This is a genomic window from Methylomonas sp. MK1 (assembly GCF_000365425.1).
Lineage (GTDB): Bacteria > Pseudomonadota > Gammaproteobacteria > Methylococcales > Methylomonadaceae > Methylomonas.
This window is the reverse complement of record NZ_AQOV01000001.1, coordinates 676,394-694,536: the sequence shown is the minus strand read 5'-3', so window position 1 is coordinate 694,536 and position 18,143 is coordinate 676,394. Positions and strand designations below refer to the sequence as shown.

Below are 18,143 nucleotides of genomic sequence, written 5' to 3'. Positions count from 1 at the left end.
AGGCCATCTCCTATGTTTGAAATCTTTTCCGTAGGCGATTCTGCCTATCTGCAAGCTGTACTGAATGCCGTGGCGATGATCTCTGGCACCGGCGATTATCGCACCGCTGCTGCCGTGGGTGGTTTGATTGGTGTCATCATCGTCATGCTTAGAGCCTTGTTGCAATGGGACGGCCGGGGCATCCGTTATCAGGATTTACTGTTGGCGTATGTGTTGTGGTTGATGCTATATGCGCCGTCGGTGCGGGTGTCGATTGAGGATGCTTATAGCGGTAGCGTGGTGGTGGTCGACAACGTGCCGCTAGGTCCGGCCGTGGTCGGCAGTGTGATGTCGAACATGGGCTATCGAACCACGCGATTGTTCGAACAAGGCTTTGGCACACCGTCGATGACCGGCAATGGCTTTGCCGACAGTTTGCAGACTCTAACGGCGGTACGGAAGAATTTGTTGTCGCGGGTGAATTTAGGCGCGGCCAATGTACCCAATGCCGGCAGCGACATGGAAACCTCGTTTGCCAATTACGTGCGGGAATGCACGTTGACCGGTGTCGATCTGAATCAGAAATCGGTGGATGCCATCTTGCGCGACGCCGATCCGTTGAATGCCATCCGCTTCGATTCCGACATCTACATGACCCAAATCTTTGTCGGCGGCCAACCACAAACCAAAACCTGCACCGAAGCCTGGGCCGATTTGAGCGTGGTGGCCACCGGTAATTTCGCGACGGCGCTGGAGGGTTTGTTGCAGCCCACCCTGGGTGTGCCGGCAGCAGCCGATACGGTGCCGAAAATCCAGGATGCCTTTGATGCGCTGGCAGGGCCGGGTGTTATTGATGCCGCCGATTACATGCTGATGTCAGCGATCATGCCCATGTTCGAGAAAGGCGTGATTGGCCGGCATGAAGACGGTTTGCACTGGAACAAAGCGGCCATGGTGGAACAAGCCATTCAGCAACGCAATACTCAATGGGCGGCCGAACAAACGCTGTTTTCCAAGATCGTCCGACCCATGATGGCCTTCATCGAAGGTTTGAGTTATGCCATTGCCCCGATCATGGCCTTCGTAGTGATGCTGGGCAATGTCGGTATCCGGATGAATATCGGTTATTTCTCGATGTTGCTTTGGATCCAATTGTGGATGCCGATTCTGGCGGTGATCAATCTGTTCATCCAGATGTCCGCCGCCGGTAAAATGGCCGCGCTAACCACGGCGACCTACAACCTGCCGTCGATGATGGGGATTTACCAACTGGACATGGAGTTACAGCAATGGTTGTCGATTGGCGGTATGTTGGCGGCGTCCACACCGGCGATCACATTGATGCTGATCTATCGTGGAGCGGTAACCGCCACCCATTTCCTGGGACGCATGGACGGCGGCGATTACGTGAATGAAAAAATTGCCACGCCCGATGTGATCAGCCCGGCGCCGGTCTTGAATGCCCAATCGCAGCATCAATACAGTCCGTTGTCGGCGGTTACCCAAACTGGCGTCGACAAAGTGCTACCCACCTTTACCGCCGGCAAGGACATGAGTTCGGCGGTATCGTCGGCTTATAGTGCTTCGGAACAGGCTACCAGCAGCTTCATGCACAGTGTGTCGTCCACGGCCTCGAAGTCGGCCAACATCAGTAACGATGCGTTTGACAGCCGGTCGCTTGGCAATCAGATTGCCAGCAGTTCCAGTTATACCGATGCCTATAATCGTCAGTTCGGTGAAGCCTTCGCCAAGAAGCATGCCGATACTGGCATATCCGCCGATCAGTTCTCGGCGTTGGTGGCCGGCAGTGCCAATGCCGGGGCCAAGCTGGGAAGCGACCAACTCAGCGGCGCAATATCTGGCCGCTTGCAGAACGATTTCAAAGTCAGTCAGGACAAGTCCGATGCGATTGCCGCGGACATCAGCCAAACGGTCAACGACAGCCAAGGCTATCAGGCCGGATTGGCGAAAAGCCTAGCAATGGATGCACAAACCGGCACCCGAAACGTCGCATCGATGGGCTTACAAAATCAATCACTGTCCTCGCTACAACACAGCGCAACCGATGCGGTATCCGCCAGTGAATCCTATCAACAAACTTTATCGGCTCAACAACGCTTCGGAACACAAGCCAGTTTCGGTGCGGCGGAAACGGGATACAAAATCGCGCATGATTCTGGCTTGATGGAACGTCTGGATCGCACACTTGATCAATACGGCTTGCGCGGCGATACGCAACGGCTAGCCTCGCAATGGAAAGCGTCGGGTTGGATCAGCAATGCCGATCAAGCCTATGCGGCCGCCGGCATGTCGTTATTGACCGGATTTTCGTCACCCAGCTACCGCACGCTGGACGATCAACAATCGTACCAGGCGCAAATCTCGGGTTACCAGCTGCTCGGCGATGCGTTTAATGCGCCGCAAGCCGATCAAAGCTGGAATGCCAGCCGGAATGAATCCCTGAAAGCCAGCGCTCCGGAAGCTGGCAGGGTTCAGGCATCAGTCGAACAGGCCAATCTCAAAGACCCACGCGCTGAAACCGAATCGCTAAATCAGCGTGCTCAGGCGCATATTGGTTCAGCGACGGAAAAAATTGCCGGCGGCGAAGCCCATATCGACGCACAACATGATCGTAATTTGGCAGAGCGTGAACAAAATTCAAGAGAAGGTTTCGGTCAATTGGCGAATGTCAAAGCGGAGCACTTTAGGCAATCGATTGCGGCAGCGGCCAATGACACGCCTTCGGTAGCGGAGGCAACATACGATTACCTGGGAGGGAGTATTTATAATACCGCCAAGAATATCGAAGCCGTGGGTTCTTCTGGTGCTGAAAGCATTAAAGAATTTACTTCAAATACTACAGAAGCTTACTCGAACGGAGCAAGCTTTTGGGATTCCGTAAAATACGGAGCCTCTAAATCTTACTCCGGTTTTATTCAAACTACCCAGGCTTGGGCAGACCAAAGAATTAATGAAATCGGTGACAAATTAACGCCAAGTCAAAAAACATATTACCGAGCAGCAATGTTTGAAGCATTCGCTGGAATATCAGTTGGTGGAGGATATAGCGGAAATTTGGCCGCAGCAAAACAACAATTGATCAAAGAGGAAGGAGACATTGATGGCAACAATATTTCAAAGTTATTGATGAGTGCAGCCGGCCAAAATCGCATGGATCTCATAGATCAGATTAGTAGCTTTAATCGAGCTAGAGGACTAATTAATTATTAAGAACCATGAATTATTTGTTGCGAAGAATTTGTCCAAAACCAACAATAATCCCTCGCAGAATCATGGCAAATGAGAGCATGATAATTGGTACGGTAAGTTCATTGTTAATACTCCCCAGTACCCAGGCTACAAACACTAAGGTAGCCCAATAGTAATTACTTTCATGGGAAAGACGATTTGCCAATTGTTCAATACACTGAAAAACTAATTCTGCTAATGCTAGGGCAGTAAAAGTAACGAAACCAAATAGGGCAAATGTAGAAAGTGTTTCAGGCAGCATGCCTTTTGAACTGCCCATGAATGTTAATCCAAATAATCCAGCTGCCAAGCTAAAAAAATTAAAGTGCTTTTTAGTTAATGTGCGGGTGTGAAAACGCTGCAAAAACTTCTTCAATCCACTCGGAAACCGCGCAAACGTCACGCCACAGAAAGGGCAAACCGACTTGGTTGGTCTGCCATAGTAAACGACTACTCTAGGCACCATGGATCGGCTACATTCGTTGCAAATCACGGTAGCATGATGTCCGGCAAAGACTGAGGGTTTGGAAGTGTCTTTTCGGCTTAATTGGGATGAGAATGTCGCCATTGGTGGACTCCACTTCGAATATTCGGCAGATCCTGAATTCTAGTGGCTACTATCCCAATATTCTTGGAAAGAATCAATTAGCCAATGAGGTATTTGGATTTACGCATCTGGTTTAGCACGCACATTTGGCAGACCTGCTGGTATTTGCAGCCATGAATAACCAAATAGGGCAAATGGCAGCTTGTACAGTAAGGTAGTTCAGCGAGTCCGTCTTTCATTGCTTCGGTGATAATCCAGGCTTCATCGAAATTTGCAGGTCGTATGCGGCCAAACGGTCGGCGTTCTAGAATATGGTTGGGATAGATTGTGCAAAAAGTATCCCAGGCAAAAATCATAGCGTTCAGATCTATTTCCGATCTGATATCACCCGGACAAGCGCTTCGATAGATTGAAGCAAATAGGGCCATGTACAGAAACGACTCGCGCGCTTGCGGCATCGACGTAATGCTGGGAACTAGCCCAGATACTGGACTTTCTCGGTGCAGCGAAAAATAAAGGTTACACAAGTCTTTGGGGCGCAAGGTTTTGATGGCCCGGCAGGCCAATTTTGTACGCAACTTTCGTCTCAGTAATTGATAGGCCCAATACTGATCATTGAGCCGAGTAGCAAAGGCGCAATGACTGCTCATGACTCTGGAGGGTGGGCGGACAAAAGCATCAGTAAGTCGATCGCTCGTGCGTCGAGTACATCCGGGACTTCGGCTTTTGGGGTTTTTAGGAATTCGCTCCATTTATGGGAGTTGAAACGGGGAACAAAGGTCAGGCAATCGCTTCGTGCCAGGCTCTTCAGTTGTTCGAGCGGCATCTTTCTGAGCAATGAAACCGCGTCTGCCGTTAAGCCCAGGCAGAACATAGCTTTCTGTTCGCTTTCGGAAAAAATTAAGGATTGAGCGACGATGAGGTAGTCGAGATTCAGTTTGTAGAGATTCTCATCCATGGTGGAATCCTTTATTGGCTAAAGAATTTCGCGGATTTGATCGGCCAAGGCAATCACTTTTTGCCCGTACTGGATGGCTGCCGACTCATTTTTCCAGCTGTAATATCGCCCAATACCATGAGCGAGATTGTTTGGCACCGATTGGATGGCCTCTGAGAGTACGCTAGCGCCAATTTCGAGATTGGTGCTCGGGATCAAGAGTTGTTCGGGTTTCGCAACGCGGTGGCCATGCCATCGCAGATTCACTTGCATGATGCCGACGTCGATATTGCGTTTGCCTTGATCCAGCATTTGATTGAGCAAAGCTTTGGCCTCCTGCTGACTGCTAGGAATAAAGGAGTTGCCAGCGTTATTGATGGCCCAGGGCCAGGGCACGACACAATTCTGTTCACCGTTTTTTCGCGACTCCGTCAGCGCAACGGCATACAGAATATAGGGATCAATGCGATGTCTACGGGCAATTTGTCCCCACTGCGTGTTTTGTAATTTAGCTTTAGATGCTGGGGAGTGTAGGCTGTAGCCATTGGCTTGAATGGGATCGGCAGCCATTGATTCCATGGGTTGGCTGATGAGGTAAAGGCCACTGAACAATCCAATCCAAAGATGCTTAATAGGGTTTTGGATTGAAACGCCAGGGTGCTTAACCCCGTGTTTTTTTATGTGAATAATTAACATCGCGAGCTCACCGTTATGGTTTTGAAGCGAGTTTACGACGTTGCCAAAAATTCTATATGTTCGAAAAACCTCTCTTTAAGTTGTTTTTCGCCGATCCTCTGAGTTTGGCCTTGCTTTTTTACTTGATCTTATGATCGGAAGGAATGTGACTTGGGTGTGCTGATGGTGGCTGAGGATTATGTGTACCACCAAGAGCATTTTTATGGCGCGACTTTTAGTTTAGTGACAAATTAAATGGCGCTATATAGTCAATAGCGACACAAAGCTTTGAATGGCTTCTGGGTCTTGACCAAAATCGACAGTGAGGTGTTACTTTAATTTGATAAAACCGCTCGTTGGCTAGCTGAGCTGTATTGACTCGAAGGCTTGATTTTGGATGACTCAGGGCATTTGGGAATTACAATCCGGACTATTCCTCGCCGACCATCTGCCCCAACCTGACCAACGCTTGATTGACCCGCTCGTCCCAATCGACAGCACAGTTGAGACGGATGAAATTGCGGTATTTTTGCGTCGCCGAGAACATCGGGCCGGGCGCGATGCTGATGCCTTGCTGCAACGCGCGCCGGCTCAGCGCCGTCGCATCGACAGTTTCCGGCAGCTCCACCCAGATCACGAAGCCGCCCTCCGGCTGAGTAACGCGGGTGCCTGACGGAAAATAAACGCCGATGGCCGCCGTCATTCTCTCCACCGCTTGCCGGTATTGGTTGCGCGCCTGGCGCAGATGCCGTTCGTAGCCGCCCTTGGCCAGCATTTCCGCGACTGTCAATTGCGCGTGAGTCGGCGTTGCCAGATTGCCGACGTATTTCAGATATTCGGTTTGTTCCAGGTACGGCCCGGCCACCAGCCAACCCACCCGTAAACCGGGACACAGGGATTTGGAAAACGACGAGCAATACAACACACGTCCCTCGCTGTCCCAGTTTTTCGCCATCGACGGCCGTTGCGGGCCGAAACCCAGGTCGCCATAGATGTCGTCCTCGATCAGCGCGATCCGGTAGCGGTTGACCAACTCCAGCAGCGCGCGTTTGCGTTCGTCGCTCATGCAATAGCCGAGCGGATTACTGTAGTTGGGCACCGCGATGCATGCCTTGATCGGCCATTGCTCGCAGGCCAGTTGCAGCGCGTCCAGCGCGATGCCGTCGCGCGGATGGGTCGGAATTTCGATTGCGCGTAGCGACAACGATTCGATAACTTGCAGCAGCCCGTAAAAGGTCGGTGATTCGACGGCGACGACGTCGCCCGGCTTAGTAACCGCTCTCAAGGCCAGCGTCATCGCTTCCTGGCAGCCGTTGGTGATCAGGATGTCGTTGGGATCGACCGGGCAGCCCTGTTCCGACATGCGCCGGGCGATTTGCCGGCGCAATTCCGGCGCGCCCGGCGGAAACTCGTAATTGGCAATGCGTTGGCTGTAACGGCGGGCGACGCTGGCCGACAGCTGAGCCATTTTTTGCGTCGGCAAAAACGACGCCGCCGGCACCGCCGCGCCCAATTGCACGATGTTCGGGTTGTTGGCGGCTTTGACCAACCGCAATACCAATTCCTGACCCGTCACCAATGACGGTTCGCGGGGCGGCGCCGAAATCGCCGGTTCCTGCAGCGAACAGCGCGGACGCGGCCTGACGTAATAACCCGAGCGCTGGCGGGCTTCGAGATGGCCCTGGTCCTCCAAAAGCCGCAATGCGCTGACCGCCGTTGCGGTGCTGACCTGATGTTGCTGACTGAGCTGACGAACGCTGGGCAGGCGTGCCCCTGGTCGGTACAGATTCTGCGCGATGGCGTTGAGCAAATGTTCGGCGAGGTTTTCGTAACGAAGATTCATGGCAGTTGCAATACAGTTTCGGCGTTTAGGTATCGATACAATTTATCATCAGTCAAAATTGTATCGATGTAATTTACAGAATTTGCATCTGTATCGATAGTCTGATCATAGTCTAAAGTAGCCCCTCCAATCAAACAGGGCAAGACTATGAAATTCCGCTTGTTGAACCGCGCCAAGTTTTCCGTTGGCGGCCGTAACCCTACGACGCTTCCCCAACCTTCCGAGCTGACGCGCGGTTATTGGTTCGGCTGCGCCGGCATCCTCGGTTTTAGCCTGACCTTGCCGGCTACCCGGCTTGCGGTGGCGGAACTCGATCCGGTATTTGTCGGCTTGGGCCGAGCGGTCGCCGCTTCCCTGCTGGCGGCATTCGCGTTGTGGTGGCGAGGCGGCCGTTTGCCAAAAGGCAGTCAATGGCTGAGGTTGGCCGCAACCGCCGGCGGTGTGGTGATTGGCTTTCCGCTACTGTCGGCATTGGCCTTGCAACAAGTTTCGGCGGTGCATGGTGCCGTGGTGGTCGGCTTGACGCCGTTGTTGACCGCCGGTTTCGGCGTGCTGTTATCGGGCGAGCGGCCGGCATGGCGATTCTGGCTGGCAACGGCATTGGGTAGTATGGCCATCCTGGTCTTCGTCTATCTTTCCGGTTCGGCAGGGCTGCAGCAAGCGGATCTGTATTTACTGGCGGCCATTGCCTGCGTCGCCTACGGTTATGCCGAAGGCGCGAGGCTGGCGAAACAGCTAGGCGCTTGGCAAACCATCAGTTGGGCGCTGTTGATGACTGCGCCGCTGTTATTGCCGTGGGTGGTGGAAGCCGCGCCGTCGCGCATCGAGCTGGTCGGCTGGCCTAGTCTGTTGGGCTTCGCCTACGTCAGTGTGGTCAGCATGTATCTGGCATTTTTTGCCTGGTATCGCGGTTTAGCGCTGGGCGGCACCGCGCAGATCGGCCAACTGCAATTGCTGCAGCCGTTTCTCAGCATGGCAGCCGGTTCGGGGTTGATCGGTGAAAGTGTCGAGATTGAACAATTGGCAACCGCCTCTGTAGTCGTCGCCTGCGTCTTGGCCGGCAGAAAATCTTCATGCCAACGTTAACATCAGGAGCATTTTATGAGTACCCATTCGCTAACTTGGCTGAACGGCCAATTGCTGCCAACCAATCAAGCGTGTATCCCGGTCAACGACCACGGACTACTTTACGGCGACGGCGTGTTCGAAGGCATACGTTTTTACCGGCGCCGGGCTTTTCGTCTGCAACGGCATTTGCAACGCCTGGCGCTGTCGGCGCGGGCGATTGCGCTGGAAATATCATACTCCACCGAGGAATTGGAGGCTGTCATCGAACGGCTGATCGAAGCGTTTGCAGACGACGACGGCTATATCCGGCTGACGGTGACGCGCGGCGCCGGGCCATTGGGCTTGAATCCCAAAATCTATTCGCAGCCCAATGTCATCGCCATCGCCGACCAATTGACGATGATAGCCATCGGCCAACAACAGGCCGGGGCGCGGCTGATCGTATCGTCGGTGCGCCGCTTGCCGGCCGACGGCCTGGATCCGCGCATCAAAAGCCTGAATTATTTGAACCACATTCTCGCCAAAATCGAAGCCAACCATGCCGGTGCCGACGAGGCGATACTGCTCAACGGCCAAGGTCGGGTGGCCGAAGGCACCGCCGACAATGTGTTCATCGTCCGCAATGGCCGCTTGCTGACGCCGCCTTGCAGCGAAGGCGCACTGGAAGGTATCACCCGCGATTTAGTGCTGGAATTGGCGCAAGCCGAAGGCATCGACACTAGCGAACAGCCGTTGGGCGTGTATGATTTGTACGCCGCCGACGAATGTTTGTTGACCGGCACCGGCACCGGCGCCGAACTGATAGCGGTGGCCAGTATCGATTGCCGTGCATTGCCTAGTTGCCCAGGACCGGTGTTCCAACGCTTGCAACAGGCCTTTCGGCGGACCATAGACCAAGAGTGCGGAGGCGAGAGATGAATTTATTGGAAAATTTGCAGTTGCAGGCGCGTTACAGCCAGTGGGTCAACCAGCGTTTGTACGTCGCCTGCGCCAGTTTGACGGACGACGAACGCAAACGGGAGCGCGGCGTATTTTTCCATTCCATCCACGGCACCTGGAACCATTTGCTGCTGGGCGATCGCGTCTGGCTGGCGCGGCTGCAAGATCAAACGGCGCCATACCAACGCTTGGACTTGGAACTTTACGCCGATTTCGGCGAATTGCGGGCGGCGCAAGCCGATTGCGACCAAGCCTTGCTGGATTGGATCGAAGGCTTGCAAGCCGACGATTTGCAACGGCGCATCGCCTTCTGCAGCCTGTCCACCGGGCAGGATAGAAATCTGGCTGTAGCTACCATGCTGACCACCTTGTTGATCCACAAAACCCACCACCGCGGCCAAATCACCGCGTTGCTAAGCCAGTGCGGTTGCGACTACGGCGCCATCGATTATATCTGTGCGCCGTTTGTCGACTAAGCTTGCATTTTTTAACCCTTTTAGGATGGTTCCGAATGACTGAGTCAACGTTCCCAATTGCCATCGTAGCGGAGCAAGTGCCGCCACGGGCGAGAAAATCTTTGTATCCGCAAGCCATTTTGGACGTGCATGGCGCCCGGTTGGAAGGTCGGGAAAAGCGGGCGTTAGGCGATTTGTTCGGCCTGCAAAACTTCGGTGTCAATCTGACCAAGTTGGAACCCGGCGCGATTTCCGCGTTGCGCCATGCTCATGCCAAACAGGACGAGTTCATCTACATCTTGCAAGGCTGCCCAACCCTGTACACCGACGCCGGCCCCACGCCCTTGTCGCCCGGCATGTGCGCCGGTTTTAAAGCCGGCAGCGGCGACGCCCACCGGCTGGTCAACGAAACGGCGAGCGACGTCGTCTATCTGGAAATCGGCGACCGCAGCGCGGGTGACCAAGTCGTCTACCCGGACGACGACTTGCTGGCTGCGTTTGTCGATAATAGCTTCCGCTTCGCCCACAAGGACGGTACGCCATATTGAACGCTTTGAAATTTTTCGCCGCCAGTCAAATTGTCAGGGAACGCTATCGCGAACCCTGAGCTATTAGGCTGGATGAATTAAAAAGTGGTGTTAATCGGTTATAGCCAATTTAGAAACAACGAATGGAATGTCTCTTCTTGTTTTTTAACCTCATATGAGGTCTAATAACCGGAAGTCAATTGCGACGATTCCTTCAAGGATATTTATTGTGCTAGTACCTATTCGTACCGAGTTTTCCGATGTAACTAACCGCCTTTCGCAGCTCGATCTGACCGTGACCACTTTATCAGAAGCAGTTAGGCAGGGATATTTGGCTAGAACCCTGCTAACTGCAAATCATCCTCGAATATTCTTTGGTTATTCTATGTGGGCGCAGACAGTTGCAGCATTGCGCGATAATTTACGTCCTGATGGCTGGCTTAAGTCTGATCAGGGTAATTATGAATTAACGATCAATTCAATTGGTAATCTTGCGATTGCCGTTACAACTGGCGATGAATGCACAGGCCTTGCTCACCTTAGCCCTTCGAACAAATGTCCTAAAGGTATCAATACGATTGATGCTATTAGTGCTAACAATCAATTTGATTTATTTGCCGAGTTTTTGCCTCCAGTAATCGAAAAAGCGGGCTTAAGCACTTGGGTATTACTGATACATTTATCTGATGAAGAAGTCCGGGCTGAATTATCATTGCCCTCTCTGATTTCAAATGGAAAAATAAAGGCTTGGAAGGAACGCATAATCCTTCCTGTCATTCCGCGCGAAGGTGATTTTATTGATGTCAACATGCCTGATGTTCCGGAAATTGACGTTCCAATCCGACGTAAGGCTTCATGATGTTTAATTCCACTCGCTTTGCCTTGGCTAGAAAGCGCCGTGGCATTACAAAGCGCGCACTCGCAGAGCGAATTGAAGTTTCAGAACGTTCGGTATCCGCTTATGAATGTGGAGCTACCATTCCCGAACCTGAAACCGTAAATCGAATATCTCGCGTCTTGGGTTTTCCCGTGGCCTTTTTCTGTGCTTCGGATGTGGATGAACTAAAACCGGATATTGCGAGTTTTAGAGCTTTGACAAAAATGACATCATCTCAACGAGCTATGGCGCTTGGTGCTGGAAGCATTGCTCTCTTGTTGAGCGAATGGATTGAACAACGCTTTGACTTACCTCAAACCAAGATGCCTGATTTCGACAGAAATGGATTACGAGCGAGCTCAATTTCACAAGCGGCTCCCAGGTCGGATCAAGGCGATCTATATCCAGCAGCAGGTGAAGAGCATGATCCAGAAGCCTACTCCGATGCACTCAGGCATTATTGGGGGCTAGGAGAATTGCCAATTAGGAACATGATTTCATTGCTGGAGTCAAATGGTATACGCGTATTTTCGTTGGCTATTGATGCCAGGGAAGTTGATGCATTTTCGATGTGGTATGGCGGTAAGCCGTACGTGTTTCTTAACACCAACAAGACAGCGGAACGCTGCCGTTTCGATGCCGCGCATGAACTGGGACATTTGATTATGCATAGGCACGGCGCGCCACAGGGGCAAGAGGCGGAAAGGGATGCAAATGCGTTTGCCTCAGCGTTCCTTATGCCTAGAAAGAGCATTTTGGCAAACGCACCACGTTCGGCTACGCTACCCAGCCTAATAGCTCACAAGAAATATTGGACGGTTTCCGCTGCTGCCTTGAACTACCGATTGCACTCACTTGGTCTCACGACGGATTGGACCTATAGAACTCTTTGCGTGCAACTATCCCAATATGGGCGTAACAAAGAACCGGATGGATCGTCTTTTGAAACTTCGCAAGTCTTATCGAAGGTATTTGCAGCATTACGAGCGGAAGGGGTTTCTAAAAATGATGTCGCTAGTGAATTGATGGTTTTACCTCAAGAAATAGATGAACTGACATTCGGACTAATGCTTACAGCACTTGGTGGTCGAAAGGATCGTGATCTCATTGCGGATGGCAAGTCGGCGAGGCGACCAAATTTGACTATTGTCAAATAATTCTCCAGGTAAATAGACCGTGCGAATACCGAAGCATATTCGCACGAACAAAGTCCTCTCACACCTCCAAATATGCTTCGCTATTCAGGGAAACGTCGGCTTAAGTTTTGCCGATTTCTCCGCTTCGACCTCGAGCAAGACCATCGCCACATGGGCTTGGCCGTCCGCACACAACGGCACTTGATCTAGGTAACTCGAACAGACCGCTTCGATAAACGATTCTCTATGGTTTTCGGGAATCCTGTGCGTGTACGGCAGCCAGGTGGTTCGAATCCAGCTCGCCAGACCTTCCCGTCCGTCGTGGTTCATGTCCTTGGCGACGAGTTCGAGCCGTTTGACATTAAAGCCGGCGGCGTCCAGCATCACCGGGTATTCATCGACCGCTGAAAAGGTATACGGAAACTCGAAGCCGACAAAATACTGCGACCATGGCGCCGAATCCTTGACCCGGTCAATCGCCGCCCGCATGTTGGCCGCATCGCCTTTGCCGCCCATGTGCAGCAGGATTTTGCCGCCGGTTTTCAGGCTTCGGTATAAGCCGCCGATCACAGGTTGATGTTGCTTGACCCAATGCAGCGCCGCGTTGGAGAAAACCACGTCAAAACAGTCAGCAAAGCTTAAGTTCACCGCATCCATGACTTGGAACGACAGGTTGGGATATTGCTGCTTCGGGTATCGGCTTTGGGCCAGCGCTATCATCGCTTCCGAGTTGTCGATGCCGACCACTGCGCCGCGATTGACGATTCTGGCGATTTCAGCCGTGACTTTGCCATCGCCGCAACCCAAGTCCAGTACATTTTCGTGGCCGCTTAACTGCAATTGCGTGATCAGTTCCTTAGCCCATTGCTGTTGGGCTTGCGAGTTTTGGGCATAATCCTGGGCGTTCCAGCGGTAAGTGTTCAATTTTCCTCCTGTTTCACTTCGTAGGGTTTACGGCTGGCGCGCTAGCGCGGTAAAACCGCCTCTTTCTAACTCGTGATATCGCTGAAAGCCTGTATCTTTGGTCAAACGGTTGTAGCCTCCGAGTAGGGCTTTGATCGATGCGGTGACGATGTTAGCGTCCATGCCGACGCCAAAGACGGTTGGGCCGTTCGCAGCCGTTAGTTCGACAAAGGCGCAGGCTTGGGCATCGCCGCCACTGCCGACCGAGCGTTCCTCGTAGCTGCACACCGACACTGCGCCGCCGAGCGAGCCTAAAGCCTGGACGGCCGCGGCTATCGGTCCGTTACCCACGCCGGTTAAATCGCGCGGTTCACCGTCACACTCGATTTGCAGCTGTATGCCTTGCCCTTGCGCATGCTCGAACAATTGATGGTCGAGGTAACGCAAGGGCTTTGCCACATCGAGATAAGTCTGGGCAAATAGCTGCCACAACTGTTCCGCGCCGATTTCGCCGCCTTGGCAGTCGGTATGGCCTTGCACCACTTGCGAAAACTCCACCTGCAGACGGCGCGGCAGCACCACACCATAATGACTTTCTAGTAGGTGCGCGATGCCGCCCTTGCCGGACTGGCTGTTGATGCGGATCACCGCATCGTAACCGCGGCCGACGTCGGCCGGATCGAACGGCAGATACGGCACGTTCCAGATGCTACCGGGCTGCTGGGCGGCAAAGCCTTTCTTGATGGCGTCCTGGTGCGAGCCGGAAAACGCGGTGAACACCAACTCGCCGGCATAGGGTTGGCGCGGCGGCACGTTTAGGCCGGTACAGGCCTCGAACTCACGCACCACCGCATCGATGTCGGAAAAATCCAAGCCCGGCGTCACGCCTTGGGTATACAGATTCAACGCCAGCGTCACCAAATCCACGTTACCGCTGCGTTCGCCGTTGCCGAACAAGCAACCCTCGACGCGCTCGGCGCCGGCCATCAACGCCAGTTCGGCGGCGGCTACCGCGGTGCCGCGGTCGTTGTGCGGATGCACGCTGAGGATAACGCTGTCGCGGCGGCCGATATGACGATGCATCCATTCGATCTGGTCGGCGTAAACGTTCGGCGTCGCCGTTTCCACCGACGCCGGCAAATTCAAGATGATCTTGTTGTCCGGCGTCGCGCCCCAGGCGGCGCTGACCGCATCGCAAAACTCGACGGCGAAATCCGGCTCGGTGGCGCTGAAGGTTTCCAGGCTGTATTGCAAGCGCCACTGGGTTTGCGGCTGGTCGGCGGTCAATTGTTTGACCAGCCGCACCGCATTGACGGCCATCGCCAATACTTCGGCCCGGCTCATGCCCAATACCAATTCGCGAAACGGTAGGGATGTGGCGTTGACGATATGGACGATGGCCGAGCGCGCGCCGTGCAAAGCTTCGACGGTGCGGCGCAACAATGGCTCACGAGCGTGGCTTAGCACTTCGATGGTGACGTCGTCGGGGATCAACGCGTTGTCTATCAAGCGGCGCACGAAATCAAAATCAGTCTGCGAAGCCGACGGAAACGCCACTTCGATTTCCTTGAAACAGATGCCGCACAAGGTGCGGAACAGGCGCAATTTGCGTTCGGCGTTCATAGGTTCGAACAAGGCCTGGTTGCCGTCGCGCAAGTCGGTGCTCATCCAGATCGGCGCTTGAGTCATCGTGTGGTTGGGCCATCGGCGGTCGGCAAGCGCCACAGGTGGGAATGGATGGTGTTTGCAAGAAGGATTGGTCAACATGGCTGAATGCTCTCGGTAAATGGGATGCCGATAAGATAAGCCAAACCGTCCGCTAGGCGATTGCGTTTATGCTATCTAAAATGCCAATCATTGATAGAATGTTGCCAATGTTTATAGAAATACGATGGTTAGTTGTTTTGCTATGACAATAGGGGATATTTTATGGAACTGGATCGATACGACAGACAAATTTTGAACATCCTGCAAGCCGACGGCCGCATCAGCAATCAGGAGCTGGCCGATCGCATCGGCTTGTCGCCGTCGCCTTGCTTACGACGGGTGCGGGCATTGGAGGAGGGCGGCTTGATCGTCGGCTACCGGGCGCTGCTGGATGCCAAAGCCTTGGGTCTGACGCTGATGGCCTTGATCCACATCTCGATGGACCAACACACGCCGGAACGTTTCAGCGCCTTTGAAGCGGCGGTTGCCGGGATTCCGGAAGTGATGGAATGTCTGTTGATCACCGGCCAGACCGCCGATTACCAGCTCAAGGTTATGGTCAAGGACTTGGACGCCTACCAGGAATTGCTGCTGAAACGTATCACTAGTATTCCGGGCGTGACCGGGGTGCATTCCAGCTTCGTGTTGCGGCGCGTGGTGGATAAGACGGCGTTTCCGGTCGGGGTAGGGCTATGATTGTTCCGAACCCATTGCCGGCCGAGTTTGCTAACATGGCAAAACACTGACTCAAACCGTTACCCAAAAAATGAACACTGCAATCATCACTCAACGCGCAACTACTTCCGATGTTAAAGTCTGCCATCGCGTAGGCTCAAGGCCGCACTGTTAAAACGTTTGACTGTAATTGGCTCGCCAAATACTATCCTCGTACCCCATTAGCTTTGGTAAAAGCCTCGCAGCCCCAGCCACACGGGCTTAAAATCTTGCTGGCCGACTAATCGATGATCACCCCTTCAAGGACCAGATGAAAACCTATTTGACCTATTTAAGCGCGATATTGCTTTTGCTAAGCGGTTGCGCCGGTTCCCCGCCGTTAAAACCGGATAACGTGCAACGCGGCGATTACAGTTACCTCAAGGCTCATCTTTCCTGGCTGATTGAACAGGAAATGTCCGAACAGGATGTGGAAGGCTTAAGCATCGCCGTGGTGGACGATCAGCAGGTCGTCTGGTCGCAAGGTTTCGGCTACGCCGATCAAGCCAGGCAGATTGCCGCGACACCGGAAACGGTTTATCGAGTCGGCTCCGTCTCCAAACTCTTCACCGATACGCTGGTGATGCAACTCGCCGAGCAAGGCAAGCTGGATATTGATCAACCGTTGCAAACCTATCTGCCAAATTTCGCGATCAAAAGCCGCTTCCCGGACGCCGGACCTATTACAGCGCGCAATGTCATGACCCATCATTCCGGTTTGCCGGGCGATAGAGGCAATGGCATGTGGACTAAAACTCCGGCGCCGTTCAGTCAGCTTGTCGGCAAGCTGAAAGACGAATACGTCGCCTATCCGCCCAATCGTATCTGGGCCTATTCGAATCTGGGCATCACCTTGTTAGGGGCGATGTTGGAAAGGCTTACCGGCCAGGATTTCAGCAGTTATGCCGACTGGCAGCTGTTAAAACCGCTTGGGATGACGAATGCGGCATTTTCGCTTGGCATCGAGGGGGAACTGGCCTCGAAAGCCTATAAGAATGATCACGAACAGACGGAAGTGGCACTGCGCGATATGCCGGCCGGGGGCTTGAACGCGAATGTCTTGGACCTAAGCCGCTTTATCGCCATGGTCTTGGCGGACGGCAAAACCAATGGCCGGCTCATATTGAAACCGGAAACCCTGCATGAAATGCTGCGGCAGCAAAACCAGGATGTGGCGCTGGATGTGGGTACCAAAACCGGTTTGGGTTGGTTCTTGACCAGCAAGCCCGGTATCGGCGAAGTGGCCGCACACGGCGGCGCAACACTGTTTCACCGTAGCCTGCTGACGGTGGCGCCGGAACACAAGCTGGGCGTGGTCCTGTTGGCAAATTCCCCGCCCACCGGCGACTTGATCGACAAAGTCACCGATAAAGCCCTAAAACTGGCGGTTGCGATAAAAACCGGTATGCCGCCGCCGGAGGAAACCGAAACACCCGTGGTCGAAACCCGCGGCTTAACCCCGCAAGAACAGCAGTTGGCGGCCGGGCACTATGCAACCGCGCTGGGCTACATCAAGTTAACGGCGGATGGCGATACCCTGTCCACGGAGTTGAACGGTAACAGCATGGATTTGGTCGGTAGAGCCGATGGTAAATTCGGCATTCGCTACAAGCTGTTGGGTTTGATACCGCTACAACCCAAGCAACTGGCCGAAGTGGGCGTGTCGGTGCGCCATGTCGACGGCCATGACCTGGCGCTGGCCCATTGGCACGGCCAAACCTTTGTGTTGGGAGAAAAAATTCAACCGGTAGCGATTCCCGACTCCATGCGTAGTCGTCTGGGCGAATACGAGATTGTGAATCTTGCCGAAGGTGCGGCGATGGTTCCGGAAAAATGCGCGCTACGCGAACGGGACGGTTTTTTGATGCTGGAGTATTCCATCCCCACTTTCGACATGAATAATCTGACTTTTCCCATTGCACCGGTATCGGAAAATGCAGCCGTCATTCTTGGGCTGGGACGAGGCATGCAGGAAACCGTTCGGCTGGAGACGATCAATGGCCAAGATTTTGTCGCCTATTCCGGATATTTATTGCGGAAAAAATAAGCAAACCCTTTAGGTCTAACAGACTCTCAAACAATTGGCATTCTTCAACATTTTCACACGCATGGACGTTTTATCAATGCGTAAGCTTTGCCATTAGCGGCCGCCGCCAGTCAAAACGGGTTTTATGAGTGTTTCTAATCGTGCCATCATCCATCAAGAGTTATTCCGATGAGCGAGTTTATCGCCTATCTGCCGGAAGTGTTCGAACTGTTCGGGAGCATTCAGATCCGCAAGATGTTCGGGGGCTATGGGGTCTACCACGATGGCTTGATGTTTGCCCTGGTGGCCGACGAGACCCTTTATCTCAAGGCGGATGCTGAAAATGCAAAGTTTTTCGAGGAACAGGGGCTTGCGCAATTCGCCTATCAGCGGGAAGGCAAGATGGCGAAAATGTCGTATTACAAGGCACCTGCTGAGTTTATGGAAGAGCGCGAGCAGGCCGCTATCTGGGCGCGCCGCTCGTACGATGCGGCATTACGGGCTCAGCGTAAAAAACGCAAAAGCAAAACGGACACGACAGTGATACGCCATTTAGACTGA

The 18,143-nt window shown here is 53.3% G+C and carries 16 protein-coding genes; 10 read left to right on the top strand and 6 right to left on the bottom strand.

Features of this window, described 5'->3' with window-relative positions; all coding sequences use genetic code 11:
- Positions 1-12 precede the first annotated feature (12 nt).
- Positions 13-3,210 carry a conjugal transfer protein TraG N-terminal domain-containing protein gene (locus G006_RS0103230; RefSeq protein ID WP_020481724.1) on the top strand — a complete coding sequence of 1,066 codons (3,198 nt, stop codon included), beginning with the start codon at positions 13-15 and terminating at the stop codon, positions 3,208-3,210.
- A gap of 10 nt (positions 3,211-3,220) precedes the next feature.
- Here G006_RS0103230 and G006_RS0103225 read toward each other — a convergent pair whose 3' ends face one another.
- From G006_RS0103225 to G006_RS0103205, 4 genes are all read right to left on the bottom strand, one after another.
- Positions 3,221-3,796: a hypothetical protein gene (locus tag G006_RS0103225; protein WP_026146813.1), complete on the bottom strand. Its 576-nt coding sequence runs from the start codon at positions 3,794-3,796 to the stop codon at positions 3,221-3,223.
- 625 nt (positions 3,797-4,421) lie between these two features.
- Positions 4,422-4,733: a flagellar transcriptional regulator FlhD gene (locus tag G006_RS0103215; protein ID WP_020481721.1), complete on the bottom strand. Its 312-nt coding sequence runs from the start codon at positions 4,731-4,733 to the stop codon at positions 4,422-4,424.
- A gap of 18 nt (positions 4,734-4,751) precedes the next feature.
- Positions 4,752-5,291 carry a transglycosylase SLT domain-containing protein gene (locus G006_RS0103210; protein WP_020481720.1) on the bottom strand — a complete coding sequence of 180 codons (540 nt, stop codon included), beginning with the start codon at positions 5,289-5,291 and terminating at the stop codon, positions 4,752-4,754.
- 526 nt (positions 5,292-5,817) lie between these two features.
- Positions 5,818-7,230 (bottom strand): aminotransferase-like domain-containing protein, encoded by a 1,413-nt coding sequence (locus G006_RS0103205; protein ID WP_020481719.1) that lies wholly within the window; start codon positions 7,228-7,230, stop codon positions 5,818-5,820.
- Positions 7,231-7,377: 147 nt separating this feature from the next.
- On the opposite strand from G006_RS0103205, the gene G006_RS0103200 reads away from it, so the two are divergent.
- The 6 genes from G006_RS0103200 (at position 7,378) to G006_RS24815 (ending at position 12,253) form a co-directional block, all read left to right on the top strand.
- The gene (locus G006_RS0103200; protein WP_020481718.1) at positions 7,378-8,316 is read left to right on the top strand and encodes a DMT family transporter; all 939 of its coding nucleotides are present in this window, start codon (positions 7,378-7,380) and stop codon (positions 8,314-8,316) included.
- A gap of 15 nt (positions 8,317-8,331) precedes the next feature.
- A complete protein-coding gene (gene ilvE, locus G006_RS0103195; protein WP_020481717.1) occupies positions 8,332-9,216 on the top strand; it encodes a branched-chain-amino-acid transaminase in 885 nt (294 codons plus the stop codon).
- Entirely contained in the window at positions 9,213-9,713 is a 501-nt protein-coding gene (locus G006_RS0103190; protein ID WP_020481716.1) for a DinB family protein, read from the top strand. The genes ilvE and G006_RS0103190 overlap by 4 nt, the downstream gene beginning before the upstream one ends.
- Positions 9,714-9,748: 35 nt before the next feature.
- Positions 9,749-10,240, top strand: a complete 492-nt coding sequence (locus tag G006_RS0103185; RefSeq protein ID WP_026146810.1) for a cupin domain-containing protein — start codon at positions 9,749-9,751, stop codon at positions 10,238-10,240.
- 208 nt (positions 10,241-10,448) lie between these two features.
- Entirely contained in the window at positions 10,449-11,078 is a 630-nt protein-coding gene (locus G006_RS0103180; RefSeq protein WP_200860422.1) for a hypothetical protein, read from the top strand.
- Complete coding sequence (locus tag G006_RS24815) at positions 11,075-12,253, top strand: helix-turn-helix domain-containing protein (RefSeq protein ID WP_020481713.1); 1,179 nt, start codon at positions 11,075-11,077, stop codon at positions 12,251-12,253. The genes G006_RS0103180 and G006_RS24815 overlap by 4 nt, the downstream gene beginning before the upstream one ends.
- Before the next feature lie 84 nt (positions 12,254-12,337).
- On the opposite strand, the gene G006_RS0103170 is transcribed toward G006_RS24815, so the two are convergent.
- A complete protein-coding gene (locus G006_RS0103170; RefSeq protein ID WP_020481712.1) occupies positions 12,338-13,156 on the bottom strand; it encodes a methyltransferase domain-containing protein in 819 nt (272 codons plus the stop codon).
- 27 nt (positions 13,157-13,183) lie between these two features.
- Positions 13,184-14,902, bottom strand: a complete 1,719-nt coding sequence (gene leuA, locus G006_RS24810; protein ID WP_051067665.1) for a 2-isopropylmalate synthase — start codon at positions 14,900-14,902, stop codon at positions 13,184-13,186.
- Positions 14,903-15,064: 162 nt separating this feature from the next.
- On the opposite strand from leuA, the gene G006_RS0103160 reads away from it, so the two are divergent.
- The 3 genes from G006_RS0103160 to G006_RS0103150 all read left to right on the top strand — a co-directional run bounded on the left by G006_RS0103160 (position 15,065) and on the right by G006_RS0103150 (position 18,143).
- Positions 15,065-15,538 (top strand): Lrp/AsnC family transcriptional regulator, encoded by a 474-nt coding sequence (locus tag G006_RS0103160; RefSeq protein ID WP_020481710.1) that lies wholly within the window; start codon positions 15,065-15,067, stop codon positions 15,536-15,538.
- Between the two features lie 289 nt (positions 15,539-15,827).
- Complete coding sequence (locus G006_RS0103155) at positions 15,828-17,603, top strand: serine hydrolase domain-containing protein (RefSeq protein WP_020481709.1); 1,776 nt, start codon at positions 15,828-15,830, stop codon at positions 17,601-17,603.
- 168 nt (positions 17,604-17,771) lie between these two features.
- Positions 17,772-18,143, top strand: a complete 372-nt coding sequence (locus tag G006_RS0103150) for a TfoX/Sxy family protein (RefSeq protein WP_020481708.1) — start codon at positions 17,772-17,774, stop codon at positions 18,141-18,143.